Source organism: Limnohabitans sp. DM1 (assembly GCF_001269385.1).
Classification (GTDB): domain Bacteria; phylum Pseudomonadota; class Gammaproteobacteria; order Burkholderiales; family Burkholderiaceae_C; genus Limnohabitans_A.
Window position 1 is genome coordinate 66,389 of the sequence record NZ_CXOO01000011.1, and the last position, 15,866, is coordinate 82,254.

17 protein-coding genes are annotated in these 15,866 nt (G+C 59.6%); 4 read left to right on the forward strand and 13 right to left on the reverse strand.

Features of this window, described 5'->3' with window-relative positions; all coding sequences use genetic code 11:
• The first annotated feature begins 132 nt into the window (after positions 1–132).
• Positions 133–1,914 carry a lipid A export permease/ATP-binding protein MsbA gene (gene msbA, locus AMM33_RS03520; protein ID WP_090138887.1) on the forward strand — a complete coding sequence of 594 codons (1,782 nt, stop codon included), beginning with the start codon at positions 133–135 and terminating at the stop codon, positions 1,912–1,914.
• A gap of 73 nt (positions 1,915–1,987) precedes the next feature.
• On the opposite strand, the gene rng is transcribed toward msbA, so the two are convergent.
• The 9 genes from rng to AMM33_RS03565 form a co-directional block, all read right to left on the reverse strand.
• Positions 1,988–3,460 (reverse strand): ribonuclease G, encoded by a 1,473-nt coding sequence (gene rng / locus AMM33_RS03525; protein WP_090138889.1) that lies wholly within the window; start codon positions 3,458–3,460, stop codon positions 1,988–1,990.
• 118 nt (positions 3,461–3,578) lie between these two features.
• Positions 3,579–4,181, reverse strand: a complete 603-nt coding sequence (locus AMM33_RS03530) for a Maf family protein (RefSeq protein ID WP_090138891.1) — start codon at positions 4,179–4,181, stop codon at positions 3,579–3,581.
• Entirely contained in the window at positions 4,178–4,645 is a 468-nt protein-coding gene (rlmH, locus tag AMM33_RS03535) for a 23S rRNA (pseudouridine(1915)-N(3))-methyltransferase RlmH (RefSeq protein ID WP_090138893.1), read from the reverse strand. The genes AMM33_RS03530 and rlmH overlap by 4 nt, the downstream gene beginning before the upstream one ends.
• A gap of 6 nt (positions 4,646–4,651) precedes the next feature.
• On the reverse strand, positions 4,652–5,416 hold the full coding sequence (rsfS, locus tag AMM33_RS03540) for a ribosome silencing factor (protein WP_090138895.1): 765 nt from the start codon (positions 5,414–5,416) through the stop codon (positions 4,652–4,654).
• Positions 5,416–6,048, reverse strand: a complete 633-nt coding sequence (gene nadD, locus AMM33_RS03545) for a nicotinate-nucleotide adenylyltransferase (RefSeq protein ID WP_369802398.1) — start codon at positions 6,046–6,048, stop codon at positions 5,416–5,418. Before nadD ends, rsfS begins: the two co-directional genes overlap by 1 nt.
• Positions 6,045–6,965, reverse strand: a complete 921-nt coding sequence (hemF, locus tag AMM33_RS03550) for an oxygen-dependent coproporphyrinogen oxidase (protein ID WP_090138899.1) — start codon at positions 6,963–6,965, stop codon at positions 6,045–6,047. The genes nadD and hemF overlap by 4 nt, the downstream gene beginning before the upstream one ends.
• A complete protein-coding gene (locus AMM33_RS03555; protein WP_228767940.1) occupies positions 6,962–7,615 on the reverse strand; it encodes a 1-acyl-sn-glycerol-3-phosphate acyltransferase in 654 nt (217 codons plus the stop codon). The genes hemF and AMM33_RS03555 overlap by 4 nt, the downstream gene beginning before the upstream one ends.
• Positions 7,616–7,632: 17 nt before the next feature.
• A complete protein-coding gene (gene purD, locus AMM33_RS03560; RefSeq protein WP_090138901.1) occupies positions 7,633–8,913 on the reverse strand; it encodes a phosphoribosylamine--glycine ligase in 1,281 nt (426 codons plus the stop codon).
• 9 nt (positions 8,914–8,922) lie between these two features.
• Positions 8,923–9,648, reverse strand: coding sequence for a YebC/PmpR family DNA-binding transcriptional regulator (locus AMM33_RS03565; protein WP_090138903.1), 726 nt, complete (start codon positions 9,646–9,648; stop codon positions 8,923–8,925).
• 70 nt (positions 9,649–9,718) lie between these two features.
• On the opposite strand from AMM33_RS03565, the gene AMM33_RS03570 reads away from it, so the two are divergent.
• Entirely contained in the window at positions 9,719–11,248 is a 1,530-nt protein-coding gene (locus AMM33_RS03570; protein WP_090138904.1) for a helicase HerA-like C-terminal domain-containing protein, read from the forward strand.
• 95 nt (positions 11,249–11,343) lie between these two features.
• On the opposite strand, the gene clpA is transcribed toward AMM33_RS03570, so the two are convergent.
• Positions 11,344–13,683, reverse strand: coding sequence for an ATP-dependent Clp protease ATP-binding subunit ClpA (clpA, locus tag AMM33_RS03575; RefSeq protein ID WP_090138908.1), 2,340 nt, complete (start codon positions 13,681–13,683; stop codon positions 11,344–11,346).
• A 55-nt stretch (positions 13,684–13,738) separates the two neighbouring features.
• A complete protein-coding gene (clpS, locus tag AMM33_RS03580) occupies positions 13,739–14,098 on the reverse strand; it encodes an ATP-dependent Clp protease adapter ClpS (protein ID WP_090138911.1) in 360 nt (119 codons plus the stop codon).
• Between the two features lie 157 nt (positions 14,099–14,255).
• Here clpS and AMM33_RS03585 point away from each other — a divergent pair, with 157 nt between their 5' ends.
• Positions 14,256–14,516, forward strand: coding sequence for a cold-shock protein (locus tag AMM33_RS03585; RefSeq protein WP_090138913.1), 261 nt, complete (start codon positions 14,256–14,258; stop codon positions 14,514–14,516).
• 161 nt (positions 14,517–14,677) lie between these two features.
• On the forward strand, positions 14,678–15,088 hold the full coding sequence (locus AMM33_RS03590) for a DUF192 domain-containing protein (RefSeq protein WP_228767942.1): 411 nt from the start codon (positions 14,678–14,680) through the stop codon (positions 15,086–15,088).
• Between the two features lie 32 nt (positions 15,089–15,120).
• Here AMM33_RS03590 and AMM33_RS03595 read toward each other — a convergent pair whose 3' ends face one another.
• Together AMM33_RS03595 and AMM33_RS03600 are read right to left on the reverse strand one after the other, a co-directional pair.
• Complete coding sequence (locus tag AMM33_RS03595; protein ID WP_090138916.1) at positions 15,121–15,459, reverse strand: DUF1840 domain-containing protein; 339 nt, start codon at positions 15,457–15,459, stop codon at positions 15,121–15,123.
• A 24-nt stretch (positions 15,460–15,483) separates the two neighbouring features.
• Positions 15,484–15,837 carry an integration host factor subunit alpha gene (locus AMM33_RS03600; RefSeq protein ID WP_090138918.1) on the reverse strand — a complete coding sequence of 118 codons (354 nt, stop codon included), beginning with the start codon at positions 15,835–15,837 and terminating at the stop codon, positions 15,484–15,486.
• Positions 15,838–15,866: the final 29 nt, after the last annotated feature.

Consider the following 15,866-nt stretch of genomic DNA (forward strand, 5'->3'; position numbering starts at 1 on the left):
ATCGTACACCGTCAAGATGCCCCATTGGCAGGATGCACACGCCTTGTTACGGTCAAAAAAGGCTGCTGTTGCGCCTGCGCAGGCCCAAATCGCTCAGTGGCCAGGAATGCCCTGCTTACAATCAAAGCGCCCATGACGCCAAATACCCCCGAACGCCCCCCCCAGACCATCCGCAGCCGACTGGTCCGCCTGGCCCCCTACTTTGCCAAGCAACGTGGCATCTGGACGGTGGCCACCATGGCCACGCTGGTAGGGGCGCTGACAGAGCCCTTGATACCGGCGCTGTTTCAGCCCTTGCTGGACAAAGGCTTCACTGAAAACAGCCTGCCCTGGTGGTCCATCCCGATCGCCGTGATCGGTTTGTTCACCCTCAGAGGCATCGCACACTTTGTCGGGCAATATGCCCTGGCACGCATCACCAACGATGGCATGGAAAACCTGCGCAAAGACATGTTTGCCCAGTTGTTGCGCGCCGACATCAGCTTGTTTGGCCGCCAATCGGCCAGTGCCTTGTCCAACACCGTGGTCTACGAAGTGCAAAACGGCACCAACCAGCTGATATCTGCCCTCATTGGCCTGGCCCGGGACAGCTTCACTTTGCTGGCCTTTGTCGGCTTTCTCATGTGGATCAACTGGAAACTGACCCTGGTGGTGTTCACCGTGGCTCCGGCCTTGAGTTGGACCATGAAAGTGCTGTCCAAACGGCTTTACAGGCTGACCAAGGCAGGCCAGCAAGCCACCGATGATCTGGCCTATGTGGTGGAAGAAAACGTGCTGGTGCACCGCATGGTTCGGTTACATGGCGCTCAAACCCAGCAAATGAACCGATTCGCAAGCCTTGGCCACCAGCTCAGACGGCTGGCTCTGAAATCGACCGCCTCATCTGCGGCCATCGCACCTTTGACCCAGATCCTCGCCGCCATCGCCCTGTCGGTGGTTCTGGTGATCGCCCTGATGCAAAGCAAAAGCGGGGCTTCTGGTGCCACCGTGGGCGGCTTTGTCGCCTTCATCAGCGCCATGCTCATGATGGTGGCCCCCATCAAACGTCTGGCCGATGTGGCCAACCCGCTCACCCGTGGACTGGCCGCGCTGGAGCGCTGTCTGGCTTTGCTCAGCGATGCACCGGCCGAAACACAGGGCCAACACCAGGTGGACAAAGCCCAAGGCGCCATCGAGTGGAAAGCCGTGCATGTGCAGTTCAACCCCGACAGCGCTCCGGCATTAAGCGGTGTCGATCTGTTGGTGCAACCGGGCGAAACCGTGGCGCTGGTGGGAACCTCTGGGGCAGGCAAAACCACCCTGGTGCAACTGTTGCCCCGTTTTGTTCAAGCCACTGCCGGTCAGGTGTTGCTCGATGGCGTGCCACTTGAAGAGTGGCAACTGGCCAGTTTGCGCCGACAAATGGCGATGGTCAGCCAGGATGTGGTCATGCTCAACGATACCTTGGCGGCCAACGTCTGCCTGGGCCAAGTCCAGGATCGTGCGCGTATCCAGTCATGCCTGGAAGCGGCCAATTTATCGGGCCATGTGGCGCAACTGCCCCAGGGCATGGACACCCTGCTCGGCCACAACGCGGGCGAGTTGTCTGGCGGTCAGCGCCAACGCCTGGCGATTGCCAGAGCCCTGTACAAAGACGCGCCGATTTTGATTTTGGACGAGGCCACGTCGGCCTTGGACAATGCCTCCGAGCGCCTGGTGCAAGAAGCCTTGCAGCAACTCATGAAGGGCCGCACCACACTGATCGTGGCGCACCGACTGTCCACCATCGAGCACGCAAACAGGGTGGTGGTCATGGACAAGGGCCGCATCGTGGAACAAGGCGCACCGGCTGCACTGCTGGCCGCAGGCGGTGCCTACGCCAGGCTGCACAACCGGGGTGAGTGGATCACGGGCGAAGACAACAAGCCTTCATAAATGCAAGCTGCCTCTCAAAGGGCACCGCAAGCAGTCTCATTTCGCCTGGGCACCCACCAACCACCGATTCAACTCACATCAACACGATGTCGTACTGCTCGGGCCCCATGGAGGCCTCGACTTGCAGGGATATCGGTTTGGCAATGAAGTCCGACAAACCGGCCAGGTGCTGGCTTTCTTCGTCGAGCAACAAATCAATCACCGCTGGCGCTGCCACGACCCGGAACTCTCGCGGATTGAACTGCCGAGCCTCACGCAGGATTTCGCGCAGGATGTCATAGGCCACCGAACGCGGGGTTTTGACAATCCCCTTGCCCTGGCAGCTGGGGCACGGCTCGCACAGCATGTGGGCCAGGGATTCGCGGGTGCGCTTGCGCGTCATCTCCAGCAGGCCCAATGAGGAAAAGCCCCCCGCCATCGTCTTGACGCGGTCGCGCGCCAGTTGCTTGCGAAACTCGGCCAGCACCTCATCCTTGTGTTCAGCACGGGACATGTCAATGAAGTCGGCAATGATGATGCCCCCAAGATTGCGCAGCCGCAATTGCCGTGCTATGGCCTGTGACGCTTCCAGATTGGTTTTGAAAATCGTGTCCTCAAAGTTGCGCGCCCCCACATAACCACCCGTATTCACGTCCACCGTGGTCAGCGCTTCGGTCTGGTCGATGATCAGGTAGCCACCAGACTTCAAGTCCACCCGACGCCCCAGCGCCTTGGCGATTTCCTCGTCAATGGCATACAGGTCAAAAATCGGGCGCTCGCCCTTGTAGTGCTGCAAACGCTCGGCGGCTTTGGGCATGAACTCACGGCCAAACTCGACCAACTTGCCAAATTGCTCTTGAGAGTCAATGCGAATGCTTTGTGTGGCCTCCCCCACCAGATCTCGCAAGACGCGCTGCAACAGCGTCAAGTCCTGGTGCAGCAAGGAGGGCGGCGGCAGGCGCATCGAAGCCTCCTTGATGCGTGCCCAGGTCTTGCGCAAATAGGTGATGTCGTCTTGCAGCTCTTCGTCGCTGGAGTCCTCTGCATTGGTGCGCAAAATGAAGCCGCCACCTGCCGGCCCGGCCAAGGCCTGCACGCGTTTGCGCAAAGCATCGCGCTGCTCAGAGGGGATTTTTTGCGACACGCCAATGTGATCGTCTTGCGGCAAAAAGACCAGATGACGGCCCGCGATGCTGATCTGCGTTGAAAGCCTCGCCCCCTTGGTGCCCATCGGGTCCTTGATGACTTGCACCATGATGGCGCGGCCCTCAAACACCTGCTTTTCGATCGGCACCAGTGGCTGGCCCGTGCGGGCGGCTGCGGCCTCGCCTTCGGCGTGCTTTTGCCACACATCGGCCACATGCAAAAAAGCCGCTTTGCCCAGACCAATGTCAATGAAGGCCGATTGCATGCCAGGCAAGACGCGGGCCACCTTGCCCAAGTAGACATTGCCCACCAAACCGCGCTCGAGCGTGCGCTCAACGTGCAGCTCCTGCACCGCGCCAAACTCCACCACCGCCACCCGGGTTTCCTGGGGCGACCAATTGACCAAAATATCTTGTTGCATGGTGGGTAATCAGAAGGGAACAGTTGAAATCAAGGACATCCGCGAAACAGCACACACCCGCGCTTGATCACCTCGCATCCATAACGGCACGAAGACACGACAAACGGTCATGACAGGCTCAACAGCGCACACCCAGCGAGCGCAACAAAGCAGCGGTCTCAAACAGCGGCAAGCCCATGATGCCTGAATAACTGCCTCGGATCTGCTCAATGTGGGCAGCTGCCCTGCCCTGTACGCCATAAGCCCCGGCCTTGCCAAGAGGCTCGCCCGTGGCCACATAGGCCTTGATCTGCGCGGCGGTCATGGGCGCAAAACGTACCCACGACTCGGACACCGCGGCCACCCTCTGCTTGCCTTTTTGTACCGCGACAGCGGTCAACACCCGGTGAGATTGGCCCGCCAACCGCTTGAGGATGCGCACCGCATCGGCTTCGTCAGCCGGTTTGCCCAAAATGTCACGGCCCAAGCACACGGTGGTGTCAGCGCACAACACCGGCGCTGCGGGCAGGCCTTGGCGTTTCAAACGTTGCACAGCCGCATCCAGTTTGAGGCCCGTGACACGCGCCACATAACGCCCAGGCGCTTCTGCATCGCGCACCGCTTCCAAAGACTCGGCGTCTTCATCAGGACCCGCCAAAAGCAGTTGGTGGGCCACGCCGATTTGATCCAGCAATTGGCTGCGCCGTGGGCTTTGGGATGCCAGATAAATGAAGTCGCTCATTCGCGGTGGTAGGGATGGTTGGCGTTGATTGACCAGGCCCTGTAAAGCTGCTCTATCAAGAGCACCCGGGCCATGGCGTGGGGCAATGTCATGTCTGACAAGCGAATGCGCTCGTGTGCCGCTTGGCGGAACTCGGGCTCCAGCCCGTCGGGGCCTCCAATAACCAAGGCCACATCGTCACCACTGAGCTGCCAACTGGTCAGCCGTGTGGCCAGGGCCTGTGTGGTCAGGTGGGTGCCACGCTCGTCGAGCACCACAATGCGGGTGCCACGAGGTATGGCCGCTTCGATGCGCTGGCGCTCTGCGGCGTACAGGTTAGGCAGGGTTTTCGAGCCCCGAGGCTCGGTTTTCACGGCCTTGAGCTCAACCTTGAGCTCAGGCGGAAAACGTTTGGCGTAGTCGTCCCAGGCGGTTTGCGCCCATTCGGGCACGCGCAGGCCGACCGCAACGATCAGCAGCTTCATGCAAGATCAATCGGCTTTGCGACGGGTCGCAGCTTGCACGGCCTTGCGCGCTGGCGCCTTTTTGGCCGCTGTTTTCGTGGCGGGTTTGGCTGCCGATTTGGCTGCTGGCTTGGCCGTTGGTTTGCCTACCGTCTTCACGGTGGGTTTGCTGGTTTTGGTCGCTGGCTTGGCCTCTGACTTGGCAGACGGCTTGGCCGCAGATTTGGCTGCTGGCTTGGCCGATTTGACCGGGGCTTTCAAGGCGGGCTTGGCCTTGCTGACGGGTTTGGCTGCTGGTTTGGCCGCAGCAGTTTTTGCTGAAGTGGTTTTGGCTGCACCGGTCTTGGCGCTGGCTTTGACGCTTGATTTTTTGGCCACCGAATTTTTGATGTGGCCTTTGACCTCGGCAGCCGCCACAGGCTTGGGCGCACCGAACTTCAGGCGCACCGGTGTGCCACCCCAGATTTCTTCGAGGTTGTAATACGTGCGGATGGTGGGTTGCATGATGTGCGCCACGGCTTGACCGCAGTCCACGATGATCCACTCGCCGTTGTCTTCGCCTTCCATTCGGGGCTTGCCAAAACCGGCTTCACGCACCTTGTCGCGCACACTCGCGGCCAAGGCCTTGGTCTGGCGATTGGAAGTGCCCGAGGCAATGATCACGCGCTCAAACAAGGGGGAAAGGTGTTCGGTGTCAAACACCTGAATGTCCTGGGCTTTCACATCTTCCAGCGCGTCCACAATGGCACGCTGGAGTTTTTGGGTGTCTTTTTTGGCAGCAGTTTCGGTCATCAATGGGGCCTGTAGAGGTGGTGTTCGTGAATATAGCGTTCAACAGCGGTGGGCACCAGACCTGAAATTGCTTGGTCTGTGGCCACGAGCACACGGATGTCCGTGGCGCTGTGGGGCATCAGCGGCATGTTCAAAATCTGAATGCGCGCTTCGATGGCGTCAGAAAGGGGCTGTGAAGGGGTGGAGCCGGAATCGCTCCAGGCCTTGACGCCTGTATCACGGCTTGCGGCGCAGATTATAGCGATGCGGCCGATTTCCTCGATCTGGTGCCAAGCCGCTAAAGAGCGCCGCTGGTCATTGCCGAGCAACAAATAAAGCTGTGCCTGCGGAAACTCGGTCTGCAACTCATGCAAGGTGTCCACGGTGTAACTGGGGCCCAAACGCATGATTTCACGATCATCCACCACGACCCGGCTTTGCCCTTCAAAGGCCAATCGGGTCATGGCCAGGCGATGTGCTGCTTCACTCAAAGTGCGGGTTTTGTGCCAGGCCTGCCCTGTGGGCAAAACACGGACCTGGTCGAGTTGCAACTGGGTCAGTGCCGCCTGCACCAGCGCCACATGGGCCTGATGCGGGGGGTCAAACGCCCCGCCAAATACGCCCAGGCGCTGTACACAGGGCGCTTGCGTCAAACCCAATCCTTGGGCACCAGAAAGTGGCTGAGCAAACGCGCTTCGTGCGAATCCGGCGGATCTTGCCGCTGGTAAGACCAACGCACTTCCGGCGGCATGGACAGCAAGATGGATTCGGTGCGCCCGCCCGACTGCAAGCCGAAATGGGTGCCCCGGTCCCAGACCAGGTTGAACTCGACATAGCGGCCCCGGCGATAGAGCTGAAAGTCGCGCTCACGCTCGCCATAAGCCATGTCCTTGCGGCGCTGCACGATCGGCATGTAGGCGCTCAGCAAAGCGTTGCCCACGCTTTGCAACATGGCAAAGCTCTGGTCCATGCCCAATTCGGAAAAATCGTCAAAGAAAATGCCGCCCACACCGCGCTGCTCATGGCGGTGCTTGTTGCAAAAATAGTCGTCACACCAGGTCTTGAAGCGCGGGTGCAGGCCTTCGCCAAATGGGGCCAGCGCATCCTTGCAGGTCTGATGGAAATGCACCGCATCTTCGTCAAACCCGTAGTAGGGGGTCAGATCCATCCCGCCCCCAAACCAGGCCACAGGGGCCTTGCCTTCGGGCTTGGCAGCGATCATGCGCACATTCATGTGCACCGTGGGCACGTAGGGGTTGCGCGGATGAAACACCAAGGACACCCCCATGGCCTCAAAGGCACAACCAGCCAACTCGGGGCGGTGCTGTGTGGCAGAGGGCGGCAATTGCGGTCCGGTCACATGAGAAAAACCGCAGCCAGCGCGCTCAAAAATCGGGCCACCTTCCAAAATCTGCGTGATGCCCTGGCCTTGCAGCTTGTCGCCGGGTTCCTTTTGCCAGTGGTCCACCAAGAAGGGCGTGCCGTCCATGTCTGTCAAAGCCTGGGTGATGCTGGACTGCAAGTTCACCAGGTACTGGCGGGCGGCGTTCAAATCAAAAATGTCGTTCATGAATGACCTTTGTTGGATTCTGTGGGTGCTGGCAAAGCCGTGCCAAGCCAAGGTTGCACGGGCCCCATTTGCTGTTCATGAAAGCCTTGAACCCCCTTAAAAACCTGAGCCATATGAGCGTAGTCCTCTTCTACACGGCCCGTCAGCTGATAGACATCCATGAGGGAAAAGGTACGTCGCCCCCAATCAAACTTGACCAGCACCAGGGGCACATCGGCCTTCAGGGCCACTTGGTAAAAACCGCTGCGCCAGCCGGGGGTCAGGCTGCGCGTGCCTTCCGGGGCCAGGCCCAGCCACAGCAAGCGCCCTGACCTTTTGTACTGCTCGAACAGTTCCACCATGTCGCCCACCACGCCTTTGGGCGAGCTGCGGTCAATCGGCAAGCCCCCGACCCAGCGCAGCCAGGCACCAAACACCGGAAACTTGAACAGCGAATCCTTGGCCCAGAATTTGGCCGGAATGCCCAGGCCCCACTTGGCCAAAATACCAATTGGAAAGTCCCAGTTGCTGGTATGGGGGTAGACGATGGCCACGCCCTGAAGCGTGGGAAAGCCCTCGAACTCCAGCTTCCAGCCCAGCAGCTTCAACAGCCAGCGTGCCAGGCGGGAGCCCTGGAATGAAACGGAGCGAACAGCGTGTTGCGGGTTCATGGGCTAGCCGTCCTGGCTCAATGTTTGATGGCACGGTAGCCGATGTCCTTGCGGTACTGCATGCCGTCAAAACCAATGGCTTCCAGCGTTTCGTAGGCTTTTTGCTGGGCCAGACGCACCGAATCGGCCAGCGCTGTGACGCACAGCACGCGGCCACCCGACGTGAGCGTTTTGCCATCTACCGCCGTGGTGCCCGCATGAAAGACAATGGCATCGTCGGCATCCTTGGGCAGGCCGTTGATGACATCGCCTTTGCGGGGATTCATGGGATAGCCTGCAGCAGCCATCACCACACCCAGCGCCACACGGCGGTCCCACTCCATGTTGATCCTGTCCAGCCCCGACGAGGTAGCGGCCAGCATGACTTCCAGGAAGTCGGTCTTCAAACGCATCAGGATCGGCTGGGTTTCGGGGTCGCCCATGCGGCAGTTGAACTCCAGCGTTTTGGGGCGGCCCTGCTCGTCAATCATCAGCCCGGCATACAAAAAGCCGGTGTAGGGAATGCCGTCTTTTTCCATGCCCCGGATGGTGGGCAGGATCACCTCGCGCATGGCGCGGGCGTGCACTTCGGCTGTGACCACCGGCGCGGGCGAATAAGCCCCCATGCCGCCCGTGTTGGGGCCCCGATCTGCATCCAGCAAGCGTTTGTGGTCCTGGCTGGTGGCCATGGCCGCCACGTTCTGGCCATCGCAGATCACAATAAAGCTGGCCTCTTCGCCTTGCAAAAACTCTTCAATCACCACCCGTGCGCCGCCCTCGTTGTGCGCCACGCCCAAGGTATTGTCCAGCAGCATGAAGTCAATCGCCTCATGCGCCTCGGCCAAGGTCATGGCCACCACCACACCTTTGCCTGCAGCCAGTCCGTCGGCCTTGACCACGATGGGCGCGCCTTTGCGCTCCACATAGGCGTGGGCCAGGGCCGCATCGGTGAAGGTGTCAAACTCAGCCGTGGGAATCTGGTGGCGGGCCATGAAGGCCTTGGAAAAGGCCTTGGAGCTTTCCAGCTGCGCCGCCTTTTGCGTAGGACCAAAAATGCGCAACCCATGCGCACGGAAATCATCCACGATGCCTACGGCCAAGGGAGCCTCGGGACCCACCACGGTCAAACCAATCTGGTTGTCCAGCGCCCATTGCCGCAGCTGTGTAATGTCCGTGATGGGGAGGTTGTGCAGCATGGCATCGCGGGCAGTGCCGCCGTTACCGGGGGCCACATACACCTGCTGCACGCGGGGAGACTGGGCCAATTTCCAGGCCATGGCATGTTCACGGCCACCATTGCCGACCACCAATACTTTCATCCGATGTCCTTATTCTTCAATGTCGGCGTTGTGAAAGACGTTTTGCACGTCATCCAGATCTTCCAAAATATCCAGCAGTTTTTGCATTTTTGCAGCATCTTCCCCCGTCAGGGTGATGGTGTTTTCAGCGCGCATCGTCACCTCGGCCATGTCGGCCACCAAGCCAGCAGTTTCCAGGGCGTTTTTCACGGCCTCAAAGTCGGCAGGCGCCGTCAGGACCTCAATGGCGCCCACCTCATCGGTGATCACATCTTCGGCGCCCGCCTCCAGAGCCACTTCCATCACTTTGTCTTCGTCGGTGCCCGGGGCAAAAATCAACTGACCGCAGTTTTTAAACTGAAACGCTACCGAGCCCTCTGTGCCCAGGTTGCCGCCATGCTTGCTGAAGGCATGGCGCATTTCGGCCACGGTACGCACCCGGTTGTCGGTCATGGTGTCGACAATGACGGCCGCGCCGCCGATGCCGTAGCCTTCGTAACGGATTTCTTCGTAGCTCACACCTTCGAGGTTGCCGGTGGCCTTGTCCACGTTGCGCTTGATGGTGTCTGCCGGCATGTTGGCCGCTTTGGCCTTTTCGATGGCCAGGCGCAAACGTGGATTGGCGCTGACATCACCGCCGCCCGTGCGGGCGGCCACCATGATTTCCCGAACCACGCGGGTCCAAATACGTTGTCTTTTTTCGTCTTGCCTGCCCTTGCGGTGCTGAATATTTGCCCATTTACTGTGGCCAGCCATCGGGAATTCCTTGATTGTTGATTTAACCTATAGGCTCGATTTTACTTTTGAAGCCAGGGAACCTATTTTCATGTCTGAACCCATGCTGATTGCAAAAAACAAGCACGCGCTCTGCGAACTCTTGCCTGGCCTGGCCAACCGCCACGGCCTGATCACGGGGGCCACCGGTACGGGCAAAACCGTCACGCTGCAAACGCTGGCTGAAAGTTTTTCGCGCCTGGGCGTGCCGGTCTTCATGGCCGACGTCAAAGGCGATCTGACCGGGGTCAGCCAAGCGGGCAAGATCGGCGACAAACTGGCCGCCGTGCTGCAAGACCGTGGACTTGCGCTGCCTGAGCCCCTGGCCTGCCCCACCACTTTGTGGGACGTGTTTGGCGAGCAAGGCCACCCGGTGCGCGCCACCATCTCCGACATGGGGCCCTTGTTGCTGACCCGCATGCTGGGCCTGAACGACACCCAGGCCGGGGTGCTGAACCTGGTGTTCAAGATTGCCGACGACAACGGTTTGCTGCTGCTGGACATGAAAGACCTGAGGGCCATGCTGCAGTACGTGGGGGACAACGCCAAACAGTTCACCACCGAATACGGCAACATCAGCGCCGCCAGCATCGGGGCCATCCAGCGCGGCCTGGTTCAAATTGAGACCCAGGGCGGTGACCAGTTCTTTGGCGAGCCCATGCTCAACATTGAAGACTTCATGCAGACCGACGCACAGGGCCAGGGTGTGGTGAACATCCTGGCGGCCGACAAGCTCATGAACTCGCCGCGCCTGTACGCCACTTTTTTGTTGTGGATGCTGTCGGAGTTGTTCGAGGTGCTGCCCGAAATCGGCGACCCGGTCAAACCCAAACTGGTCTTCTTTTTTGACGAGGCGCACCTGCTGTTCAAGGACGCGCCTGCGGTCCTGGTCGAGCGCATCGAGCTGGTGGTGCGCCTGGTGCGCTCCAAGGGCGTGGGGGTGTACTTCGTCACGCAAAACCCGCTGGACATCCCCGACAGCGTGCTGGGCCAGTTGGGCAACCGGGTGCAACACGCCCTGCGTGCCTACACACCGCGCGACCAAAAAGCCGTGAAGTCCACCGCGCAAACCATGCGCCCCAAGGCAGGCCTGGACATCGAAGCGGCCATCACCGAACTGGCCGTGGGCGAGGCCCTGGTGAGTTTTCTGGACGCCAAGGGCCGCCCCTGCGAGACCGAACGCGTGTTTGTGCTGCCCCCGGGCAGCCAGCTGGGCCCCATCACCCCCGCCCAGCGGCAGGCGCTGGTTCAGGGCTCTTTGGTGGCCGGGGTTTACGAACAAGCACAGGACCGGGAGTCGGCTTACGAAAAACTCAAGGGCCAGGCCGCTGCATCCGGCCAAGCCAGCGCCGCCAGCCCCTTGCCAGGTCAGGCACCGGGGGCTGCCGAATCAGCCAGCGGCGGCCTGATGGGGAGCCTGACAGAAATGCTGTTTGGCAGCACCGGCCCCCGGGGTGGACAACGAGACGGTGTGGCGCAAATGGTGGTCAAAAGTGCCGTGCGCACCGCAGGCTCGGCCATTGGCCGGGAAATCGTGCGCGGCGTACTGGGCAGCTTGCTGGGGGGAAGTCGGCGCAGATAAGCGTATCGGCTGCATCCCACCAAAAAAGGCCCTGACGGGCCTTTTTTTGTGCCCCTACCCCAGAAACGGGGAGCGGGGCCATGGATTCACGGAACTTAGCCCGCTGTGGCCTCTTCGGGCTCGGCGGGCTCCGAACGCGAAGAGCGGCTGTCCTTTTTCGGGTTGGGCGTGATGTCCAGCAAGACCTCGTCCTTGTCGTCGATGTCCACCATCAGACGCCCGCCTTCGGTCAGGCGACCAAACAGCAATTCGTCGGCCAAGGCCTTACGGATGGTGTCCTGGATCAGGCGCTGCATGGGGCGTGCGCCCATGAGCGGGTCGAAGCCCTTCTTGGCCAGGTGCTTGCGCAGCTTGTCGGTGAAGGTGACGTCCACCTTCTTTTCACCCAATTGCTGCTCCAATTGCAGCAAGAACTTGTCGACCACACGCAAGATGATCTGCTCATCGAGCGGCTTGAAGCTGACGATGGCGTCCAGGCGGTTGCGGAACTCGGGGGTGAACAGGCGCTTGATGTCGCCCATCTCGTCGCCCGCCTGGCGCGGGTTTGTGAAACCTATGGTGGCCTTGTTCATGGTCTCCGCGCCCGCGTTGGTCGTCATGACGATGATGACGTTGCGGAAGTCGGCCTTGCGCCCGTTGTTGTCGGTCAGCGTGCCGTGGTCCATGACCTGCAACAACACGTTGAAGATCGCGGGGTGCGCCTTTTCGATTTCGTCGAGCAGCAGCACGCAATGCGGCTTTTTGGTCACCGCTTCGGTCAACAGGCCACCTTGGTCAAAACCCACATAGCCCGGAGGCGCGCCGATCAGGCGGCTCACAGCGTGTTGCTCCATGTACTCGGACATGTCAAAGCGGATCAACTCAATGCCCATGATGTAGGCCAGTTGCTTGGCCGCCTCGGTCTTGCCCACGCCCGTGGGGCCCGAGAACAGGAAGGAGCCAATGGGCTTGTCGGTTTTACCCAAGCCCGAACGCGCCATCTTGACAGCAGACGAGAGTACTTCGAGCGCTTTGTCCTGACCGAACACCACCGACTTGAGGTCGCGCTCGATGGTCTGCAGCTTGCTGCGGTCGTCGTTGGACACGTTGGCCGGAGGAATGCGTGCAATCTTGGCAACGATGTCTTCGATCTCTGCCTTGCCAATGGTTTTTTTGCGTTTGGATGCGACCTGAATCCGCTGCGCAGCACCGGCTTCGTCGATGACATCAATCGCCTTGTCGGGCAACTGCCGGTCATTGATGAACTTGGCCGACAGCTCGGCAGCGGCCTGCAAGGCAGCGATCGTGTATTTGACGCTGTGGTGATCTTCAAAACGGCTCTTGAGGCCTTTGAGGATGTCCACGGTCTCGGTCACCGTCGGTTCGACCACGTCCACTTTCTGGAAACGACGCGAGAGGGCCGCGTCCTTTTCGAAGATACCTCGGTACTCGGTGAAAGTCGTTGCACCAATGCACTTGAGCTGACCGCTGGACAGGGCAGGCTTGAGCAAGTTGGAGGCGTCGAGCGTACCGCCCGAGGCCGCACCCGCACCGATCAAGGTGTGGATTTCGTCGATGAACAGGATGGCGTGCGGCTTGTCCTTGAGTGACTTGAGCACGCCCTTGAGGCGCTGCTCAAAGTCGCCACGGTATTTGGTGCCCGCCAGCAAGGCCCCCATATCCAGCGAATACACCGTGGCTTCGGTCAGGATGTCGGGCACAGTGCCTTGGGTGATGCGCCAGGCCAAGCCTTCTGCAATTGCAGTTTTACCCACACCGGCCTCCCCCACCAGCAGCGGGTTGTTCTTGCGACGGCGGCACAGAATCTGAATCGTGCGCTCCACCTCGTACTCGCGCCCGATCAGGGGATCGATCTTGCCTTCTTTGGCCGCTTGGTTCAGGTTGTTGGTGTATTGCTCCAGAGGTGAGGCTTTTTCACTGCGCTCACCACCTTGCCCGCCTTCTTCACTTTCGCTGCTGGCGGGGTTCTCAGCCGATTTGGCCGCTTCTGGCGGGTCGCTCTTGCGGATGCCGTGGGCAATGAAGTTGACCACGTCCAGCCGCGTGATGCCTTGCTGGTGCAGGTAATACACAGCGTGCGAGTCTTTTTCGCCAAAGATGGCCACCAGCACGTTGGCGCCGGTCACCTCTTTTTTACCACTGCCGGTGGACTGCACATGCATGATGGCGCGCTGAATCACGCGCTGAAAGCCCAGCGTGGGTTGCGTGTCCACCTCTTCGGTGCCGGCCACCTGCGGGGTGTTGTCCTTGATGAAGTTGCTCAAGGCCTTGCGCAAATCATCGATGTTGGCGGCGCAAGCGCGCAACACTTCAGCCGCACTGGGGTTGTCCAGCAATGCTAGGAGCAGGTGCTCAACTGTGATGAACTCGTGGCGCTGCTGTCGGGCCTCAACAAAGGCCATGTGCAAACTGACTTCCAATTCCTGGGCAATCATGTGATTTCCTTTTGCCTTGCGTGAGAGATAAAAACGATGTGGGGTAGTTTGCCCACTATTCAATGGGCTCGCTGACACATTGCAACGGGTGCCCGGCTTGTCGGGCCGCATCCAGCACCTGGTCCACCTTGGTGGCCGCCACGTCGCGGGAATAGACCCCACAGACGCCTTTGCCGTCCAAATGGATCTTGAGCATGATCTGGGTGGCCGCCTCGCGGTCTTTGCCAAAAAATTCCTGGATGACCATGACCACGAACTCCATGGGGGTGAAGTCATCGTTGAGCATGGCCACCTGATACATCTGAGGTGGCTGAATTTTTTGAGCACGGCGCTCGAGCACGACAGCATCGCCCCCATCCGGGGTGCGGGGCGTCACTGGCGGCAGCGTTGGGTTTGCAGGTTTTTTCGTTGCCATGAATTCATTCTATAGAGGCTTTGAACCCCTTTTGGACAACGGTCATAAAAGACTTTTCCGGCCTGCGTGAAAACCCCGTGATCTCGGGGAAAACCTCACATTGACAAAAACAACAAGCCCGCCTCAAATGAATGTCAATCAATAACGGAGACATCGCATGCCCAGCGGTACGGTCAAGTGGTTCAACGATGCCAAAGGTTTCGGATTCATCGAGCCTGACGGCGGCGGAGCCGATGCTTTTGCTCATTTTTCAGCCATACAGGCTGACGGCTACAAAAGCCTCAAGGAAGGCGCCCGGGTGACTTTTGAGCTCGCAGAGGGCAACAAAGGCCTCATGGCCGTGAATATCCGGGCTGAAAACGCCGCCGAGCAAACCGAGTCAACCTTGTCCAATGAAGATCCCGGCCCCGCTTCCTGATTATCCCGGCGGGTCTGGGCAAGATCATCATGACCGCTTGCCCTTATGCTTGAGGGCTTATCGCCAGCGCGAGCAATGATTTCACCATGACCCCGAGCAAAATTTTCACGACGCGGACCTTTCGCCAACTGGGCGCCCGACTGATCACATCAGCCTGTTTGATGAGCGCCCTGCACAGCCTGGCGCAGCCCGCACCGCAACTTCAATTGCCCCGCACCAAATTGAGCGCAGGTATGCATGTGCTAGACGTGCAATTGGCACAAACGCCCGAGCAACGCCAAATTGGACTCATGTCACGCAAGGACATGCCCCAGCACGAGGGCATGTTGTTCGTGTTTGAACAGCCCGCCACGCAGTGTTTTTGGATGCGCAACACCCTGATTCCCTTGACAGCCGCCTTCGTGGACGATGACGGCACAATTGTCAATTTGGCCGATATGAAGCCCCAAAGCGACGATTCGCATTGCTCGGCCAAGCCCGTGCGCTTTGTGCTGGAAATGAACGAGGGCTGGTTTGCAAAACGGCAAATCAAGGCGGGCTACAAACTAAGGGGGGATGCGTTCAAGCGCTGAGGCGAAAGCCTGCGCCCTACCGTCAGAGCGCTTCAAACACCCCAGACCATATCCACGTCTTGAGCTCGGCAACGCTCCAGCATATTGATCATGGGGCGTGCTCTTTGCGCCAGACGAACGGGGTCAAGTTGCCCCTCTGGCGTGTCATCTGCCGGGGCAACACCTGCCTGCGCCTTTTCAGAACGTGACTGTCGTGTGGCCTCGTCCTGTGCCACAGCAGCCTCCAGCGTTGCGATCACTCCCGCCAGGTTTTGGGCCAGCACAATGCCCTTGACAGGATCATCACCCAGCATGATCTTGAGCAGCCTGCGGGCATCGTCCTCCAGCATGATGAGGTCGCTGGTGGCTTGTGATTTGAATTTGAACAACATGACGCAACTCCTGTGAATGGATATTCAGGACTTGCCCAACTCCGTCACATCATCCCCGTCAACGGCGTCGCCCTGAATCAAGGCCTTTAGTTTATGACTGGCATGGAAGGTCGCCACACGACGTGCATCAATAGGAATCAATTCTCCCGTCCGGGGGTTGCGTCCCGGACGGGCTGCCTTGGTGCGAATCTGAAAATTGCCAAAACCAGAAATTTTCACATCCTCACCTGAGATCAGGTTCTCGACCACCAAGTCAAAAAAGGCATCCACCATGTCTTTGGACTCGCGCTTGTTCAAGCCAATCTGGTCAAACAGCAAATCGGCCAATTGCGCCTTGGTCAGCGCCGGGGTTTCCAGAGATTCAAAGCTGATTTGCATGAGCGCGTTCCAAGTTGGTATGAAGACGC